16 protein-coding genes and 1 tRNA gene are annotated in these 15,970 nt (G+C 68.4%); 11 read left to right on the top strand and 6 right to left on the bottom strand.

Going from position 1 to position 15,970, the window contains the following annotated elements; translation table 11 throughout:
- Positions 1-201: 201 nt before the first annotated feature.
- The 9 genes from dnaN to ACFFRH_RS15265 all read left to right on the top strand — a co-directional run bounded on the left by dnaN (position 202) and on the right by ACFFRH_RS15265 (position 11,299).
- A complete protein-coding gene (gene dnaN / locus ACFFRH_RS15305; protein WP_344747956.1) occupies positions 202-1,341 on the top strand; it encodes a DNA polymerase III subunit beta in 1,140 nt (379 codons plus the stop codon).
- Positions 1,342-1,454: 113 nt separating this feature from the next.
- Positions 1,455-2,330 carry a 3-keto-5-aminohexanoate cleavage protein gene (locus ACFFRH_RS15300; protein ID WP_344747957.1) on the top strand — a complete coding sequence of 292 codons (876 nt, stop codon included), beginning with the start codon at positions 1,455-1,457 and terminating at the stop codon, positions 2,328-2,330.
- Between the two features lie 32 nt (positions 2,331-2,362).
- On the top strand, positions 2,363-3,307 hold the full coding sequence (gnd, locus tag ACFFRH_RS15295) for a phosphogluconate dehydrogenase (NAD(+)-dependent, decarboxylating) (RefSeq protein WP_344747958.1): 945 nt from the start codon (positions 2,363-2,365) through the stop codon (positions 3,305-3,307).
- A gap of 103 nt (positions 3,308-3,410) precedes the next feature.
- Positions 3,411-4,586, top strand: a complete 1,176-nt coding sequence (recF, locus tag ACFFRH_RS15290) for a DNA replication/repair protein RecF (RefSeq protein ID WP_344747959.1) — start codon at positions 3,411-3,413, stop codon at positions 4,584-4,586.
- Positions 4,587-4,710: 124 nt separating this feature from the next.
- Positions 4,711-5,307 carry a DciA family protein gene (locus ACFFRH_RS15285; RefSeq protein WP_344747960.1) on the top strand — a complete coding sequence of 199 codons (597 nt, stop codon included), beginning with the start codon at positions 4,711-4,713 and terminating at the stop codon, positions 5,305-5,307.
- Between the two features lie 298 nt (positions 5,308-5,605).
- Positions 5,606-7,558, top strand: a complete 1,953-nt coding sequence (gyrB, locus tag ACFFRH_RS15280) for a DNA topoisomerase (ATP-hydrolyzing) subunit B (RefSeq protein ID WP_344747961.1) — start codon at positions 5,606-5,608, stop codon at positions 7,556-7,558.
- A 31-nt stretch (positions 7,559-7,589) separates the two neighbouring features.
- Positions 7,590-10,139 carry a DNA gyrase subunit A gene (gene gyrA, locus ACFFRH_RS15275; protein ID WP_344747962.1) on the top strand — a complete coding sequence of 850 codons (2,550 nt, stop codon included), beginning with the start codon at positions 7,590-7,592 and terminating at the stop codon, positions 10,137-10,139.
- 497 nt (positions 10,140-10,636) lie between these two features.
- Positions 10,637-11,083, top strand: a complete 447-nt coding sequence (locus tag ACFFRH_RS15270; protein WP_386157338.1) for a DUF3566 domain-containing protein — start codon at positions 10,637-10,639, stop codon at positions 11,081-11,083.
- A 142-nt stretch (positions 11,084-11,225) separates the two neighbouring features.
- Positions 11,226-11,299, top strand: a tRNA-Ile gene (locus ACFFRH_RS15265).
- A 66-nt stretch (positions 11,300-11,365) separates the two neighbouring features.
- On the opposite strand, the gene ACFFRH_RS15260 is transcribed toward ACFFRH_RS15265, so the two are convergent.
- Both ACFFRH_RS15260 and ACFFRH_RS15255 read right to left on the bottom strand, forming a co-directional pair.
- The gene (locus tag ACFFRH_RS15260; RefSeq protein ID WP_344747964.1) at positions 11,366-11,710 is read right to left on the bottom strand and encodes a tyrosine-type recombinase/integrase; all 345 of its coding nucleotides are present in this window, start codon (positions 11,708-11,710) and stop codon (positions 11,366-11,368) included.
- 4 nt (positions 11,711-11,714) lie between these two features.
- Positions 11,715-12,242, bottom strand: a complete 528-nt coding sequence (locus ACFFRH_RS15255) for a site-specific integrase (RefSeq protein ID WP_344747965.1) — start codon at positions 12,240-12,242, stop codon at positions 11,715-11,717.
- A gap of 225 nt (positions 12,243-12,467) precedes the next feature.
- Between ACFFRH_RS15255 and ACFFRH_RS15250 the strand changes: the two genes are divergently transcribed.
- Positions 12,468-13,022 carry a shikimate kinase gene (locus ACFFRH_RS15250; protein ID WP_344747966.1) on the top strand — a complete coding sequence of 185 codons (555 nt, stop codon included), beginning with the start codon at positions 12,468-12,470 and terminating at the stop codon, positions 13,020-13,022.
- A gap of 335 nt (positions 13,023-13,357) precedes the next feature.
- Here ACFFRH_RS15250 and ACFFRH_RS15245 read toward each other — a convergent pair whose 3' ends face one another.
- The 4 genes from ACFFRH_RS15245 to ACFFRH_RS15230 all read right to left on the bottom strand — a co-directional run bounded on the left by ACFFRH_RS15245 (position 13,358) and on the right by ACFFRH_RS15230 (position 15,672).
- Complete coding sequence (locus tag ACFFRH_RS15245; protein ID WP_344747970.1) at positions 13,358-13,924, bottom strand: hypothetical protein; 567 nt, start codon at positions 13,922-13,924, stop codon at positions 13,358-13,360.
- A gap of 473 nt (positions 13,925-14,397) precedes the next feature.
- Positions 14,398-15,063 carry a nitroreductase gene (locus ACFFRH_RS15240; RefSeq protein ID WP_386157082.1) on the bottom strand — a complete coding sequence of 222 codons (666 nt, stop codon included), beginning with the start codon at positions 15,061-15,063 and terminating at the stop codon, positions 14,398-14,400.
- A gap of 245 nt (positions 15,064-15,308) precedes the next feature.
- The gene (locus tag ACFFRH_RS15235; RefSeq protein ID WP_386157080.1) at positions 15,309-15,479 is read right to left on the bottom strand and encodes a hypothetical protein; all 171 of its coding nucleotides are present in this window, start codon (positions 15,477-15,479) and stop codon (positions 15,309-15,311) included.
- Positions 15,480-15,498: 19 nt separating this feature from the next.
- Positions 15,499-15,672 (bottom strand): transposase, encoded by a 174-nt coding sequence (locus tag ACFFRH_RS15230; protein ID WP_386157335.1) that lies wholly within the window; start codon positions 15,670-15,672, stop codon positions 15,499-15,501.
- 79 nt (positions 15,673-15,751) lie between these two features.
- On the opposite strand from ACFFRH_RS15230, the gene ACFFRH_RS15225 reads away from it, so the two are divergent.
- Complete coding sequence (locus ACFFRH_RS15225; protein WP_386157077.1) at positions 15,752-15,952, top strand: hypothetical protein; 201 nt, start codon at positions 15,752-15,754, stop codon at positions 15,950-15,952.
- Positions 15,953-15,970: the final 18 nt, after the last annotated feature.

Below are 15,970 nucleotides of genomic sequence, written 5' to 3'. Positions count from 1 at the left end.
GGATGAAAAAACAGCACTTGACCTGCGGAAACAAGGGCTTTCCACAGTATCCACAGCCCCTAATACGAAGGCCACTTGTATCTCTAACTAGGAAACCCAAGAGCCATAAGAGGGTTCCGAGGGAGCACAGGTGCGCGACAGTGAACACTTGAACCCCAGGCACCGAGCGGATGGCGCTCGACACACAGGAGGCAGATCCACGTGATGTTCCGGGTCGACCGAGACGTGCTCGCTGAGGCGGTCGCATGGACGGCGCGCAGCCTGCCGGCGCGTCCCTCCGTGCCGGTGCTGGCCGGCATGCGTCTTGAGGTCACGGAGAACGGGCAGCTCAAGCTCTCGGGCTTCGACTACGAGGTCTCCGCCGAGGTGACCCTCGAACTGCAGACGGGCGAGGCGGGCGTGGTGCTCGTCTCCGGCAGGCTCCTCGCCGAGATCACCAGGGCGCTCCCCGCGCAGCCTGTGGATTTCGTCGTGGAGGGCGCCAAGGCGGTCGTCACCTGCGGCAGCGCCCGGTTCACCCTTCTCACCATGCCTGTGGAGGACTACCCCTCCCTGCCGACCATGCCCCCGGCCGCCGGACGGGTGGGCAGCGACGTGTTCGCCTCGGCCGTCGGCCAGGTGGCCGTGGCCGCGGGCAAGGACGACACCCTGCCGATGCTCACCGGCGTGCGCGTGGAGATCGAGGGCGACACGGTCACGCTCGCGGCGACCGACCGCTACCGCCTCGCCGTGCGGGAGCTGAAGTGGCAGCCGGGCCAGCCCGACTTCTCGGCGATCGCGATGATCCCGGGCCGGACCCTCGCCGACACGGCCAAGGCCCTGGGCGGCACCGGCGCCGAGGTCGAGATCGCGATGAGCTCCGCGGGCGGCACCGGCGAGGGCATGATCGGCTTCTCCAGCGCGGGACGCCGCACCACCACCCGGCTGCTCGACCCCGAGTTCCCCAAGTACCGCTCGCTGCTGCCGACGGAGTTCTCCGCCCGCGCCGAGCTGCCGACGGCCGCCTTCGTCGAGGCCGTCAAGCGCGTCGCCCTGGTCGCCGAGCGCAACACGCCGGTACGGCTGGCCTTCCGCGGCGACGAGGTCGTCCTGGAGGCGGGCAGCGGCGACGAGGCCCAGGCGGTCGAGGTGCTCCCCGTCGAGTTCGAGGGCGACGACATCAACATCGCCTTCAACCACCAGTTCCTGCTGGAGGGGCTCGGCGCGATCGACTCCGACGTGGCCCGCCTGCAGATGACCACGTCCACCAAGCCCGCCATCCTCACCGGAGGCAAGCCCTCGGACGACGGCGGCGTCCCCGACTACCGCTACCTGATCATGCCCATCCGCCTGTCCAGCTGATGGCGGCCCCGCGACGGCCCGGCGCGGCGGATCCCCCGGCGAGTTCCCCGGGGGATCCCGCTTTCCCGGGGGATCCCGCGCCGGCCCCGGAAAGCGATCTCGCGGCAGGTGCGGTGACCGATGCCGGCGGCGAACTCGTGGCCGGTCCTCTCGCGGCGGGCGCGGAGGCCGTCCCCGACCGCGGCCCCGCGGCGGGAACGGCCGTCCACAGGGCCGCCCAGACACGCGGCGGGACGCACGGCGAGACCGCGCGGGGGGCGACGTGGCTCAAGGCGTGCCTGAACGGCGCCAGGAGGCCCGGCGACCACCCGGCCGTCCCCCTGACCCCCCTGGAGCTCGCTGAGGCGGCCCGTGGGGCGCGTGGGGCGGGTGCGGACGCCGTTCACATGCATCCGCGCGACGAGGCGGGCAGCGAGTCGCTCAGCGCCGCCCACATCGGGGCGGCCGTACGCGCCGTGCGCGAGGCGTGCCCCGGGCTTCCCGTCGGGGTGAGCACAGGGCTGTGGATAACCGGCTGGGACGTGGACGCGCGGCGCGACGCCGTCCGCGGCTGGGCCGCGCTCTCCCCCGGCGAGCTGCCCGACTTCGCCTCGGCGAACCTCTCCGAGCCCGGCTTCGAGGCCCTGTGGCATGATCTGCGACGGCTCGGGGTGCAGGTGGAGGCCGGGGTCTGGTCGGTGGAGGACGCCGAGGCGCTCGCCGCGACCGGCCTCGAATGCGCGCGGGTGCTCGTCGAGATCATCGGCGGTCCCGCCGGCACCGCCCTCTCCCGGGCGCGGGCCGTCCTGGGCCGTCTCGCCGAGCTCGGCGTCCCCGGCACGAGGCTGCTCCACGGTGAGGGGGACCCGACCTGGATTCTCCTGGACGAGGCGGGGCAGTCTGGACTCGCCACGCGCATCGGCCTGGAGGACGTCCTCCACAGCCCTGTGGGTGATCCCGTCAGCGGGAACGCCGAGCTGGTAAGGCTCGCGCGGGCACGCCTGGCGTAGGTGAATGATGAAACCCTGAAGGGGGTGCTCGTATGCAGATCGGCATGGTCGGGCTGGGCAAGATGGGCGGCAACATGGCCGAGCGTCTGCGCCGCGGAGGCCACGACGTCGTCGGTTACGACCGCGATCCGGCGGTCAGTGACGTCTCCGGCCTGGAGGAGCTGGTGGAGCGGCTCCAGGCGCCGCGCACCGTGTGGGTGATGGTGCCCTCGGGCGACCCGACCCGGGCGACGGTCAAGGCGCTCGGCGACCTGCTGTCACCCGGCGACATCCTCGTCGACGGCGGCAACTCGCACTACGTCGACGACCAGAAGCACGGCGCCGAGCTCGCCGCCAAGGGCATCGGCTTCGTCGACTGCGGCGTGAGCGGCGGCGTCTGGGGGCTGCAGAACGGCTACGCCCTCATGGTCGGCGGCGAGAAGGCCGACGTCGAGCGGGTGATGCCGGTCTTCGAGACCCTCAAGCCCGAGGGTGAGGACGGTTTCGTCCACGCCGGCACGGTCGGCGCCGGCCACTTCGCCAAGATGGTCCACAACGGCATCGAGTACGGCATGATGCAGGCCTTCGCCGAGGGCTGGGAGCTGCTCGAGGCCTCCGACATCGTGACCGACGTGGCCGGCTCCTTCAAGAGCTGGCGGCAGGGCACGGTCATCCGCTCCTGGCTGCTCGACCTGATGGTCCGCGCGCTCGACGAGGACCCGTCCCTCTCCGAGCTGGAGGGCTACGCCCAGGACTCGGGCGAGGGCCGCTGGGCGGTGCAGGCCGCCGTCGAGCACGCGGTCCCGCTGCCGGTCATCACCGCCGCCCTGTACGCCAGGTTCGCCTCCCGCCAGGACGACTCACCGGCGATGAAGGTCGTCGCGGCCCTGCGCAACCAGTTCGGCGGCCACGCGGTCACCTCCAAGGCGGGCGCGGCCGAGAAGGGCGCCGACTCCCCCGGCGCCGACGTCACGCCCCCGGTCGAGACGGCCGGATAGCCCGCCGTCCCCCTGCGGCTCGCGTCATACCTTTTCCACAGGGCGCGAGCCGTACGGACGCGGGAGGCCCCGGTGGCGGACGGGGCCGACTAATCTTCCTGGGGTGCATGTCGCCCATCTCTCCCTGACCGACTTCCGGTCCTACGAAACCGTCGACCTCGGCATGGAGCCGGGGGTCACGGCCTTCGTCGGGCCCAACGGCATGGGGAAGACCAACCTGGTCGAGGCGCTGGGTTACGTGGCGACGCAGGCCAGCCACCGGGTCGCCAACGACGGGCCGCTGGTCAGGCAGGGCGCGGCGCGGGCGATCGTCCGCTCGTCGGTGGTGCGCGACGACCGGCGCGCGCTGATCGAGCTGGAGATCAACCCGGGCAGGGCCAACCGGGCCAGGCTGAACCGCTCGCCCGTCTCCCGTCCCCGCGACGTCGTCGGGCTGCTGCGCACGGTCCTGTTCGCCCCCGAGGACCTCGCGATGGTCAAGGGCGACCCCTCCGAGCGGCGCCGGTTCCTCGACGACCTCCTGGTCGCCAGGACGCCCAGGTTCGCGGGGGTGCGCGCCGACTACGACCGGGTGCTCAAGCAGCGCGGGGCCCTGCTGCGCACCGCCGCGCAGGCCCGGCGGGGCCGGGGCAGGAGCACCCGGCGGGCCGAGAGCGAGGCGGCGTTCGCCGAGGCGGGGGCGGGAGACCCGCTGAGCACCCTGGAGGTCTGGGACGCCCACCTGGCCACGCACGGCGCCGAGCTGCTCGCGGCCAGGCTGGAGCTGGTCGAGACGCTGCGCCCGCTGGTCGCCGCCTCGTACGCCTCCCTCGCGCCCGACTCCGCCCCCGCCGGGCTGGAGTATCGCGGCACCCTGCCCCCGGACGCCGGGACCGACCGCGCGGAGCTGGCGGAGCGGCTGCGGGCCTGTCTGCTGGAGGTCCGCGCCTCCGAGCTCGAACGGGGTGTGACCCTCGTCGGGCCGCACCGCGACGACCTGTTCCTCGGCCTGGGCGAGCTTCCCGCGCGCGGCTACGCCAGCCACGGCGAGTCGTGGTCGTTCGCGCTGGCGCTCAGGCTGGCCGCCTACGACCTGCTCAGGGCCGACGGCGGCGACCCGGTCCTGATCCTGGACGACGTCTTCGCCGAGCTGGACAACAGGCGCAGACGCCGCCTGGCCGAGATGGTCGCCCCGGCCGAGCAGGTGCTGATCACCGCCGCGGTCCCCGACGACGTGCCGGAGGAGCTGGCGGGGAGCCGCTTCGACGTGACCGAGGGGGGCGTGGCCCGTGTCCGATGACGGCGGAGAGGGCACCGCAGGCCCGGTGCCCGTGCCGCGGGCCCCGGAACCGAGGCGGCGCGGCGCCGCGCGAGGCGGCCGGGAGCGGAGCGGGCCCGACCCCCGTTCACCGGACCCGGACGGCGTGAGCGGCACGGGCGGCACAGGCGGCACGGCATCCGCGCCGGGCGGTGCGGGTGGCGCGGGCGACATGCGCGGTACGGAGGTGGACGGAGCGGCCGCCGGTTCCGCGAGGAGCGCGGCCGCCAAGGGGGCCGCGCTGGCCAGGGAGAAGCTGGCCCAGGCCAAGTCGGACGCCGCCAGGCGGGGGCAGCTCCCCCGCCGCGAGCCGCGGCGCAGGGCGTCGGGGGCGCGCAGGGACTCCGGTGATCCCCAGCTCTTCGGCAGGGCCATCGCCGACCTGCTGTCCGACCGCGGCTGGGAGCAGCCCGCCGCGATCGGCGGGGTTTTCGGTCGCTGGCACGAGATCGTCGGCGCCGACATGGCGGCCCACACCAAGCCGGAGACCTTCGCCGAGGGCGAGGTCGTGGTGGTCGCCGACTCCACCGCCTGGGCCACCCAGGTGCGCCTGCTGGCGAGGACGCTCGTCAGGAGGTTGAACGAGGAGCTTGGGGACGGAACGGTGCAAAAGGTAAAAGTTCGCGGACCGCAGAACGGCCCCCGCTCCAGTGGGGGCCTGCGCGTCACCGGAAGCCGCGGTCCGGGCGACACCTACGGCTGATCCGAGGCTCGAAAACGGATCAGTGGCCCTTCTGGCGCGGCGAACCCCGTCCCCGTAGGGGGATGTCCAAGACGATGATCGTCGCGCGACAGGCCATTCCAGAGGCCGTCAATGCCACATGATGTGCTCTGAGCCGCTAGAATGAAATCGAATTCCGGACACGTCCGTTTGCGTGTCACCCCCGGCGCGCATGCCGGTTCCCCTGGGTGAACGCATCGGGGCATTCACGACGGTGACGGGCACGGCGGGGCTACATCTTGTCTCCCTGCCGCGTGTCCGCGGCAGGAGGATTTCGCACTTGTCCTACGACGCTAGCTCAATCACCGTTCTCGAAGGGCTCGAGGCGGTCCGTAAGCGCCCCGGCATGTACATCGGCTCCACCGGCGAGCGCGGTCTGCACCACCTCGTCTACGAGGTCGTGGACAACTCCGTCGACGAGGCCCTGGCGGGACACGCGGACCGGATCGAGGTCACCCTGCTCGCCGACAACGGCGTACGGGTCGTCGACAACGGCCGAGGCATCCCCGTCGGCATCGTCCCAGGTGAGAACCGTCCCGCGGTCGAGGTCGTGCTGACCGTGCTGCACGCGGGAGGCAAGTTCGACGACAAGTCGTACGCGGTCTCCGGCGGCCTGCACGGCGTGGGCGTCTCCGTCGTCAACGCGCTGTCCAGCAAGCTCGACGTGGAGATCCGCACCGAGGGCCACCACTGGCGCCAGAGTTACGTCGAGAGCAGGCCCACCGCCCCGCTGGCCAAGGGCGAGAAGACCGACGAGACCGGCACCTCGATCACCTTCTGGGCCGACGAGACCATCTTCGAGACCACGACCTGGCACTTCGAGACCCTCGCGCGCCGCTTCCAGGAGATGGCCTTCCTCAACAAGGGCCTGACGATCTCGATCAGGGACGAGCGCCCCGACTTCGCCGAGGGCGAGGAGGGCGAGCCCAGGGAGGCCACGTACCACTACGAGGGCGGCCTGTCCGACTTCGTCAAGCACCTCAACTCCAAGAAGGAGCCGGCCCACCTCTCGGTGATCGACTTCGAGGAGCAGGGCGAGGGCATCGCCGTCGAGATCGCGATGCAGTGGAACAACTCCTACAGCGAGTCCGTCTACACCTTCGCCAACACGATCAACACGGCCGAGGGCGGCACCCACGAGGAGGGCTTCCGCGCGGCGTTGACGTCCATCGTCAACCGTTACGCGCGCGAGCAGAAGTTCCTCAAGGAGGGCAAGGACGACAACCTCGCCGGTGAGGACATCCGTGAGGGCCTCACCGCGATCATCTCGGTGAAGCTGACCGACCCGCAGTTCGAGGGCCAGACCAAGACCAAGCTGGGCAACACCGAGGCCAAGTCGTTCGTCCAGAAGGCCTGCAACGACCACCTGCGCGACTGGTTCGAGCGCAACCCCGGCGAGGCCAAGGACATCATCACGAAGTCCCTGCAGGCCTCCCGCGCCCGCCTCGCCGCCCGCCAGGCCCGCGACCTGACCCGGCGCAAGTCGCTGCTGGAGTCGGGCTCGGGGCTGCCGGGCAAGCTGGCCGACTGCCAGTGGAGCGACCCGGAGAAGTGCGAGCTGTACATCGTCGAGGGCGACTCGGCGGGCGGCTCCGCCAAGGGCGGCCGCGACTCCAAGTTCCAGGCGATCCTCCCGATCCGCGGCAAGATCCTCAACGTCGAGAAGGCCCGGATCGACAAGGTCCTGCAGAACAACGAGGTCCAGGCGCTGATCACCGCCATGGGCACGGGCGTGCACGACGAGTTCGACATCGCCAAGCTCCGCTACCACAAGCTCATCCTGATGGCGGACGCCGACGTCGACGGCCAGCACATCACCACGCTGCTGCTGACCCTGCTGTTCCGCTTCATGCGGCCGCTGATCGAGGCGGGGCACGTCTACCTCTCCCAGCCGCCCCTCTACAAGATCAAGTGGGACCGGAAGGGCGAGGACGCCTCCTACGCCTACTCCGACCGCGAGCGTGACGTGGTCATCCAGGCGGGCATCGACGCGGGCAAGCCCGACCCCCGGCCGCGCGACAACGTGCAGCGCTTCAAGGGTCTGGGCGAGATGAACGCCGCCCAGCTCTGGGAGACGACCATGAACCCCGACACCCGCCTTCTCCTCCAGGTCACCCTCGACGACGCGGCCCAGGCCGACGAGCTGTTCAGCGTGCTCATGGGTGAGGACGTCGAAGCCCGCCGCTCCTTCATCATCAGGAACGCCCGGGACGTCCGTTTCCTCGACGTGTAGCGGTAGCCGTACCAGAAAAGGATCTTGACCTGTGACGGAAGTCAACACTCCGCCCGGCCCTCCGACCGACCGCGTCGAGCCGGTCGACATCCAGTCCGAGATGCAGCGCAGCTACATGGACTACGCGATGTCGGTCATCGTCTCGCGTGCGCTGCCGGACGTCCGTGACGGCCTCAAGCCGGTGCACCGCCGTGTGCTGTACGCCATGTACGACGGCGGCTACCGGCCCGACCGCGGCTACTTCAAGTGCTCCCGCGTCGTCGGTGACGTCATGGGCTCCTACCACCCGCACGGTGACGCGTCGATCTACGCCACCGTGGTGCGGATGGCCCAGCCCTGGTCGCTGCGCTACACCCTGGTCGACGGACAGGGCAACTTCGGCTCGCCGGGCAACGACCCGCCGGCCGCGATGCGCTACACCGAGTGCAAGCTCGCGCCCATCGCGATGGAGATGCTGCGCGACATCGACAAGGACACCGTCGATCTCGTCCCCAACTACGACGGGCGCTCCCAGGAGCCCCTCGTCCTGCCCTCGCGCTTCCCCAACCTGCTGGTCAACGGGGCGGCGGGCATCGCGGTCGGCATGGCCACCAACATCCCGCCGCACAACCTGCGGGAGGTGGCGGGCGGCATCGTCTGGTGCCTGCAGAACCCCGAGGCCGACGACGAGGAGCTCCTCGAGGCGCTCATCGCCCGGGTCAAGGGGCCCGACTTCCCCACCGGCGCGCTGATCGTCGGCCGCCGCGGCATCGACGACGCGTACCGCACCGGGCGCGGCTCGATCACCATGCGGGCGATCGTCGAGGTCGAGGAGGACGCCAAGGGCCGCCAGTGCCTGGTCGTCACCGAACTCCCCTACCAGGTCAACCCGGACAACCTCGCGCTGACCATCGCCGAGGCGGTCAAGGACGGCCGGATCAGCGGCATCGCCGACGTCCGCGACGAGAGCTCCTCGCGCGTCGGCCAGCGACTGGTGATCGTGCTCAAGCGCGACGCGGTCGCCAAGGTCGTGCTGAACAACCTCTTCAAGCACACCCAGCTGCAGACCACCTTCGGCGCCAACATGCTCGCCCTGGTCGACGGCGTGCCGCGGACGCTCAGACTCGACCAGTTCGTCCGCCACTACGTGGCGCACCAGATCGAGGTCGTGGTCCGCAGGACCCGATACCTGCTGCGCAAGGCCGAGGAGCGGGCGCACATCCTGCGCGCGCTGCTCAAGGCCCTGGAGCGGATGGACGAGGTCATCGCCCTGATCCGGCAGTCGCCCTCGGCGTCCGCGGCGCAGGGCGGCCTGATGACGCTGCTGGAGATCGACGAGATCCAGGCGCAGGCCATCCTCGACATGCAGCTGCGCAAGCTGGCCGCCCTGGAGCGCCAGCAGATCACCGACGAGCACGACTCGCTGATGGCGCAGATCACCGAGTACCAGGCGATCCTCGCCTCGCCCGAGCGCCAGCGCACGATCGTCCAGGACGAGCTCACGGAGCTCACCGGCCGGTACGGCGACGAGCGCAAGACCGAGATCATCGCCTACGAGGGCGACATGTCGATCGAGGACCTCCTCGCCGAGGAGGACATGGTCGTCACGATCACCCGCGGCGGCTACGCCAAGCGCACCAACACCGACCTCTACCGGGCGCAGAAGCGCGGCGGCAAGGGCGTGCGGGGCGCGCAGCTGCGCCAGGACGACATCGTCGACCACTTCTTCGTCACCACGACGCACCACTGGCTGCTGTTCTTCACGAACAAGGGCCGCGTCTACCGCGTCAAGGCGTACGAGCTGCCCGACTCCGGCCGCGACGCGCGCGGGCAGCACCTCGCGAACCTGCTGGCCATGCAGCCGGACGAGGTCGTGATGGAGGTCCTCGACCTGCGTGACTACGAGGTCGCCCCCTACCTCGTGCTCGCCACCCGCAGCGGCCTGGTGAAGAAGACGCGCCTTTCCGAGTACGACTCGCCGCGCACGGGTGGCCTCATCGCGATCAATCTGCGCGAGGATGACGAGGTGATCGCCGCCAGGCTGGTGTCGGAGGACGACGACCTCCTCCTCGTCTCGCGTGGCGCCCAGTCCATCCGCTTCACGGCCTCCGACGAGGCCATGCGCCCGATGGGCAGGGCGACCAGCGGTGTGATCGGCATGCGCTTCCTCGACGGCGACGAGCTCCTGGCGATGAACCGGATCGCCGACGGCGACAACGTGCTCATCGCGACCGAGGGCGGATACGCCAAGCGCACTCCCGTCGATCAGTACCCTCTTCAGGGAAGGGGCGGAAAGGGAGTCCTGACCGCCAAGATCGTCAGCGCTCGTGGCAAGCTGGTTGGCGCGGTCATGGTCAGACCCGAGGACGAGGTTTTCGCGATCACGTCCGCCGGAGGGGTTATCCGGACGAGTGCCGGGGAGATCAAGCAGTCTGGCCGCCAGACGATGGGGGTTCGGCTGATGAATCTGGCGGAAGGGGACAGCGTCGTGGCGCTGGCCCGTAACGCTGAGGCGCTGGAGACCGGGGAGAGCCTGGCGACCGGGGAGAGCGCCGAAGCGCAGGTGGACACCGGGGAGAACGGGGAAGGTGAGAATCCGTGAGTGCTCAGGGCAAACCGGGATCGCGCCCCGCCTCCTCGTCGACACGCGATCAGGCGACGGAGAAGATGGACAAGACCGCTGGAACGAAAGACGTCGAGGCGGCCTCGTCACCGGTTAACGGTAGCGCGCCCGCGCCGGAGACCGATGAATCGGTATCCGACGATCGCAAGGGCAGGAAAAAAGTGACGACGACAGAGGACGGCAAGCAGGCCGAGACCACGGTGCGGATCCGTCCAAGCGGATCTCCACCGCCCTCCGCGCCACCGTTGCAGTCGTCCGCGCAGCCTTCCCCTTCGCCGGGAGGACAGCAGGGCCGTTCCCCGGCCACACCGTCTTCGCCCGGGGGGCAGCAGGGCCGTTCCCCGGCCACACCGTCTTCGCCCGGGGGGCAGCAGGGCCGTTCCCCGGTCGCCCCGCCCGCGTCCCCGCCCGGGGGGCAGCAGGGCCGTGGCCCGGCCGGGCCGCAGAACGACCGGGCCCCGTGGTCGCCCGGCAGCCTGTCGTCGCCCCAGGCCCCGTCGGACGCGGCCGACAGGAAGGCCAAGGACGTCGGCGGCGGCTCCAGGTCGCCCCGCAAGGCGCACCTGGTGCTGCGCAGGGTCGAGCCGTGGTCGGCGATGAAGTTCAGCTTCGTCGTGTCGCTGGTCTGCTTCGTGGTGCTGTTCATCGCCGTCGCGGTCCTCTACATGGTGCTGTCCGGCCTCGGGGTTTTCGAGAACATCATCCAGACGGTCACCCAGCTGACGACGGCCGACGGCAAGGCCACCAGCGGTGTCGACATCGCCTCCTGGTTCGAGCCGGTCCGCATCCTGGGCTACACCGCCCTGATCGGCGCGGTGAACGTCATGCTGATCACCGCCCTCGCCACTCTCGGCGCGGTGATCTACAACATCGCCTCCGACCTGGTCGGCGGCGTGGAGGTCACCTTCAGCGAGGCCGAGTAGCCGGCCCGCCGCGTGTCCTCGCCCTCTTTCGAGGGCGGGGACATGGCGCGAGCAGGTACCGAAACAGGGTAAGCTTTTCCCTGTTCGAGCGAACGGGTTCGCCTCCACCAAACGGATGCGAGACCGTTCGTCTGTGTGATGAGGGGCTATAGCTCAGACGGTTAGAGCGCTTCCCTGATAAGGAAGAGGTCCCAGGTTCAAGTCCTGGTAGCCCCACCTCGACAAACGCCCCGAAGCGATCATGCTCCGGGGCGTTTTGCTGCAACGGGTACTGCAACGGCCTCATTCGAACAGTCCGTTGACCTTCTTGAGGGCGTCCTGGCGGCTCTCGCCGTCTCCGTGGGTGTAGATCTCCATCGTGACCGAGATTCGGCTGTGCCCGAGGATCTCCATCGCGTCACGTGGCGCGACCCCCAGCTTCTTGAGTAGCGACGCGGCGGTGTGCCGCAGGTCGTGAACCCGGATCGGCCGCAGCTTGTTCGCCGCCACGATCCGGGCGAAGGACCGGGCGAGGTTACGCGGCTCGATCGGCCGCCCCGACTTGGTCGTGAACACGAGCCCGGTGTCCACCCATTCCTCGCCCGCTTCCTCCTTGCGGATCTTCTGCCCGCCCCGCTGGATCTCCAAGGCTTCACGGACGACACCGAGGAGAGGCAGTGAGCGGTTTCCTGCCCTGGTCTTCACCGGCCCATGGTGCATCCTTACCGACACGGACGAGTTGGCGGCGGATGTTGACGTGTCCCTCGTCGAAGTCCACATCTACCCAGCGGAGCCCCAGGGCTTCACCCCGGCGCAGGCCGTACAGCAGCAGGAGCACGAAGGCCGGATACAGCGGGTCGAAGCGCGCGACCCTAAGGAAGGCCCTTGCCTCATCGGCCGTCCAGGGCTGATTACGCTGGGAGTCGATCATCGGAAGAGTCGCCAGCCGTGCGACATTGCGGGAGATGATCTCTTCCCGCATCGCCCGAGTCAGGGCCGCACTGAGAACGTTCCGCATCACGTGCACGGTCCCGATCGAATGCTCTTCCCCATTGATCTTGCCGTTGAGGAACGTCTGAACTTCTGCGACGGTCAGCCTGTCAAGGCGGCGGCGCGGCGCGCCGCCGCACGGCCCAGCGCCGCGGACCCCGGCCGCGCATGCGGCCTGGGGGCCGGTCACGGCCGGGGCCGCACTCGGGCCGCCCACCGCACCGCACCCACGCCGTACCCAATCGTTGCCCGTCGCACGTGGGCCGCACCGCCGCCCAGATGCCGCCCCACGATCTGTCTGGTCTCCGATCAGGGAACGATCGGTGGCCCACAGCGCCTCCTTCCTCCGAACGGAAACCGCAGCCGGTGCACGACCAGGCAGGACGAGAATGCATGAATGCATACAGCCCCGTGGATGGTCCTCATCGGTCCGGCCGCAGCAGGAAAGAGCACACTCGGTGACGGACTGGCCTCAGCGGCAGAAAAAAACTTCGTCGACGTTGACGCACTCGGCGAGACCTATTACGCCGAAGTGGGATGGAGCATGGACAAGCTGCGTGACCGCATCCAGGCCGTGGGCCGAGTCACAGCCGAGCAGGAGTGGGAACCTGCGCGCGCTCATGCCGTGGAACGCATTGTTGCTGACCACCCGGGCACGATCATCTCCCTGGGGGCCGGCCACAGCCACTACACGCAATCCGAGCTGTTCCAGCGTGTCCAGACTGCGCTTTGCCCTGTCAACCATGTGGTGCTTGTGCTGCCCTCCCCTGACCTCGAACGATCCGTCCAGGTCCTGCGGCAGCGCAGCCTCGCCACGAAGGGAACCAACTGGATCAGCAGGGACGGGTACGACTTCCTCCATCAGTGGGTGCACAACACGGGGAATCACGCTCTCGCGACGACAGTCCTCTACACCGAGGGAGAAGAACCCGAGCAGAGCATCCGTCGCCTCATGACCATGTGCGACTGATCTCAGATAGTCGGATGGAACCAAACGTCTGCCGCACTCATACCACTCTCACGATCGCCTGATGACGGCTGATCTCCATACGGGGCTGGGGGCGATCGACGGGCCGGGACTTCGTTCCTCAGCCCCGGCCCACCGAGCACCGTGCAGAGGCTTTGGGGCGTTCTAGGCGTGCCACTCGCGTGCCAGCAAGGCCGGGGAACGGGGGGAATCACGGAGACTCACGGACAGGGCAACACCATCTCTGACCTGGGACGCAGCAGCTCACAGGATCGCGTACTGAGATCTTCCAAACTGGTGGTCGCATTCCGGCCGCTCAGACGCCGCACTGCCGAAGATCAACATTCTGGCGGATCTCCGCCGACCGCGTGGAGGGCATCGATGTACCCGCCGCCGACGTCGAACCGGGTGATGTCCGTTGTCTTGTTCGTGGAGTAGGTAAGTGCCCAGTCCGCCGCTGGCCCGATCTCCTGGAGACGTAATCGCTTCTTCCGGGTGATCCTCTGAGCGCGACCGATGTAGCAGACATATGGGTCGACCTTCTCAAGGTAGACGGCTATGAGAGGAAACGCCTCGGTCAGCGTCTCGATCAGACCCGCGGTGGAATCAAGGTCGATCCCAGCCGGAGACTGGACGCACTCCCCGCGCAAGGCGAGGGCACGATGGGTCATGGCTGCGCCCTTCCAGCCCGAACGCGTCGCGCACTTGATGTCACGGAGACGTATGACCGAGTGGCCGTCGAGACGAAGTTCGTTGGAGATGGTGTGCAGCAGTACCCACTTGCGGCCGATGCCGACCACGTAGGCATCGAGCCGATCTGCGCAGTCGATCTCGCGGTCGACCCTCACGGGTTTGCCGGAACGTCGTGCTCTCTTCAGGTCCTGGAGGATCGCCCCTTTAGCCATGATCCGGATCGTCCCACTTCGTGCATCTGGTGCTCATCTGGTTTTCGGGTCGTTCTGGGTCGTCACGGGGTCATGGAACTCGGTACTGCAACAGAGGCACACAGCGGCTCACGTCCACACCCGTCCAGCACTGGTCAGGACCGCGTTCCGAGTCCTCGAGCATGGCCAGGATGGTCCTGATAAGGAAGAGGTCCCAGGTTCAAGTCCTGGTAGCCCCACATAGTTTCACCAGCTCAGAGGCCAGATCCGAAGATCACGGATCTGGCCTTTTGATCGTTTGACCGTCATTTGACCGTTGGGCAGGACCTCGCCAGAGGGCACGGCCGTGTTCAAGTGAGTTTTCCTGGACACCTTGATTGTTTTCTCCTGAAGCTGAGTGGAGACCTCTCGGTTCAAGAGCCACGTGCTGCGATTCCGGCCAGAATGACCATATGGATCTACGGTCTGTCCCGTAGATCTTGACCGCCTGAGGATCACGCTCCGATGAAGCTCACTGTTTCCGTCATTTCCGCGCGCTCGGTACGCAGCCGTGGCACGTCTTCCTTCTCGAACCCCACCGAGACACCGCAGAACAGTGCGAGCCTGTCATCGGCTCCGACTATGCGGCTGACGGTCTTGCGATACATCGTCCACATCACCTGGGGACAGCTGTGCAGCCCTTCCGCCCTCAGCAACAGCATGACCGTCTGTAGGTACATCCCCGCGTCCCCCCACTGCCCGGGCCCCATCGTCCGGTCGAGGTAGCAGAACAGTACGACCGGCGCCCCGAACGCCTCCGAGTTCAAGGCGGCGATCTTCATGGGCCTGTCGGGGTCGTCGCACTCGATTCCCAGCGCTTTGTACCGCTGGGAAGCAGCAGCGGAAAAGCGGTCCAGATATGGCGAGGTCAGTTCTGCCGGGTACATCGGATACTCCCGCTCATCGCCCGGGTCTCCTGCCAGTGCCCTGGCCGTCGCGTGTTTCTTCAGTTCAGCCAAGGGCTCACCGGTCACAACGTACAGATGCCACGGTTGGAGGTTCCCACTCGATGGAGCCCGCGTCGCTGCGGTCAGCACTCGTTCGAGTACTTCTTTGGGCACGGGCTCATCGCTGAACGCCCGCACGGCCCGGCGACTGTCCACGGCTTCATACACATCCACGTCTTCTCGTCCTCTCACTCATCGACAACCACCCCTCTACCGTCTAGGAAGTGTCGTCGTTGAACCGGGTCGTTGAGTGCGCACGCCCTCCAGCACCCGCCGGAAGTACGGGCTGTCGCCATGTCGGCCGGGGCTGATGATCCGGGCGATCGGACGGCAACGCCGGTCGGCGGCCAGGTGCACCTTCGTGCTCAACCCGTCACGCGAACGGCCCAGCGCTTCCCGTCCCTTGGCCGGTTTGTGATCTACGCCGTCCCCTTTGACGGGAAATCGGTCGGCGGCCGATGGCGGGCTCCGGCGGCATGCTGATGGGCGCGCACCACGGTGGAATCCACGCTCACCGTCCAGTCCTCGCCTTCGGCCTCGTCACATCCGGCCCGCAACCCGTCCAGGATCTTCTCCCAGGTGCCGTCCATCGACCAACGACGGTGCCGGTTATAAAACGGTCTTCCAGTTCCCGTAACACGGCGGCAGATCACGCCAGGTGATGTTGGTCCGGACCCGGAAGAAGACCCCGTTGATGACCGTCCGATGATCGGCCCACCGACCGCCCTGCCTCGGGTTGGCCAGCAGCAAGGGCGCCAGCCGTTCCCACTCGGCATCAGTCAGATCATGACGATTCAGGCGATCTTCCGCTGGACTGATCTACACCAAACCGCCACTAAAGGTCCACGGGACACGCCCTGGCTTGCAAGCCGTCCTCGATCTCTTTGCGCCGTTGGGCATCGAGGGGGAAGGCTTAGAGCGGTTCGGCCTGGTAGCGCTGAACCTTCCTCCCGAAGCCGACCTCGCCGGCGCCAAACAACTCCTGGCGAAGGGACAAGTGGGCTGGTGGGAGTACGAGGAGGGGTGTATCACCGAGGACTGGATCGCCCTCGATCCCCGATAAGAGGTCACCGACCCTTAT

The sequence above is a fragment of the Streptosporangium vulgare genome (genome assembly GCF_042428775.1).
In the GTDB taxonomy this organism is placed as follows: domain Bacteria; phylum Actinomycetota; class Actinomycetes; order Streptosporangiales; family Streptosporangiaceae; genus Streptosporangium; species Streptosporangium vulgare.
This window is presented reverse-complemented; position numbering and strand designations above follow the sequence as displayed.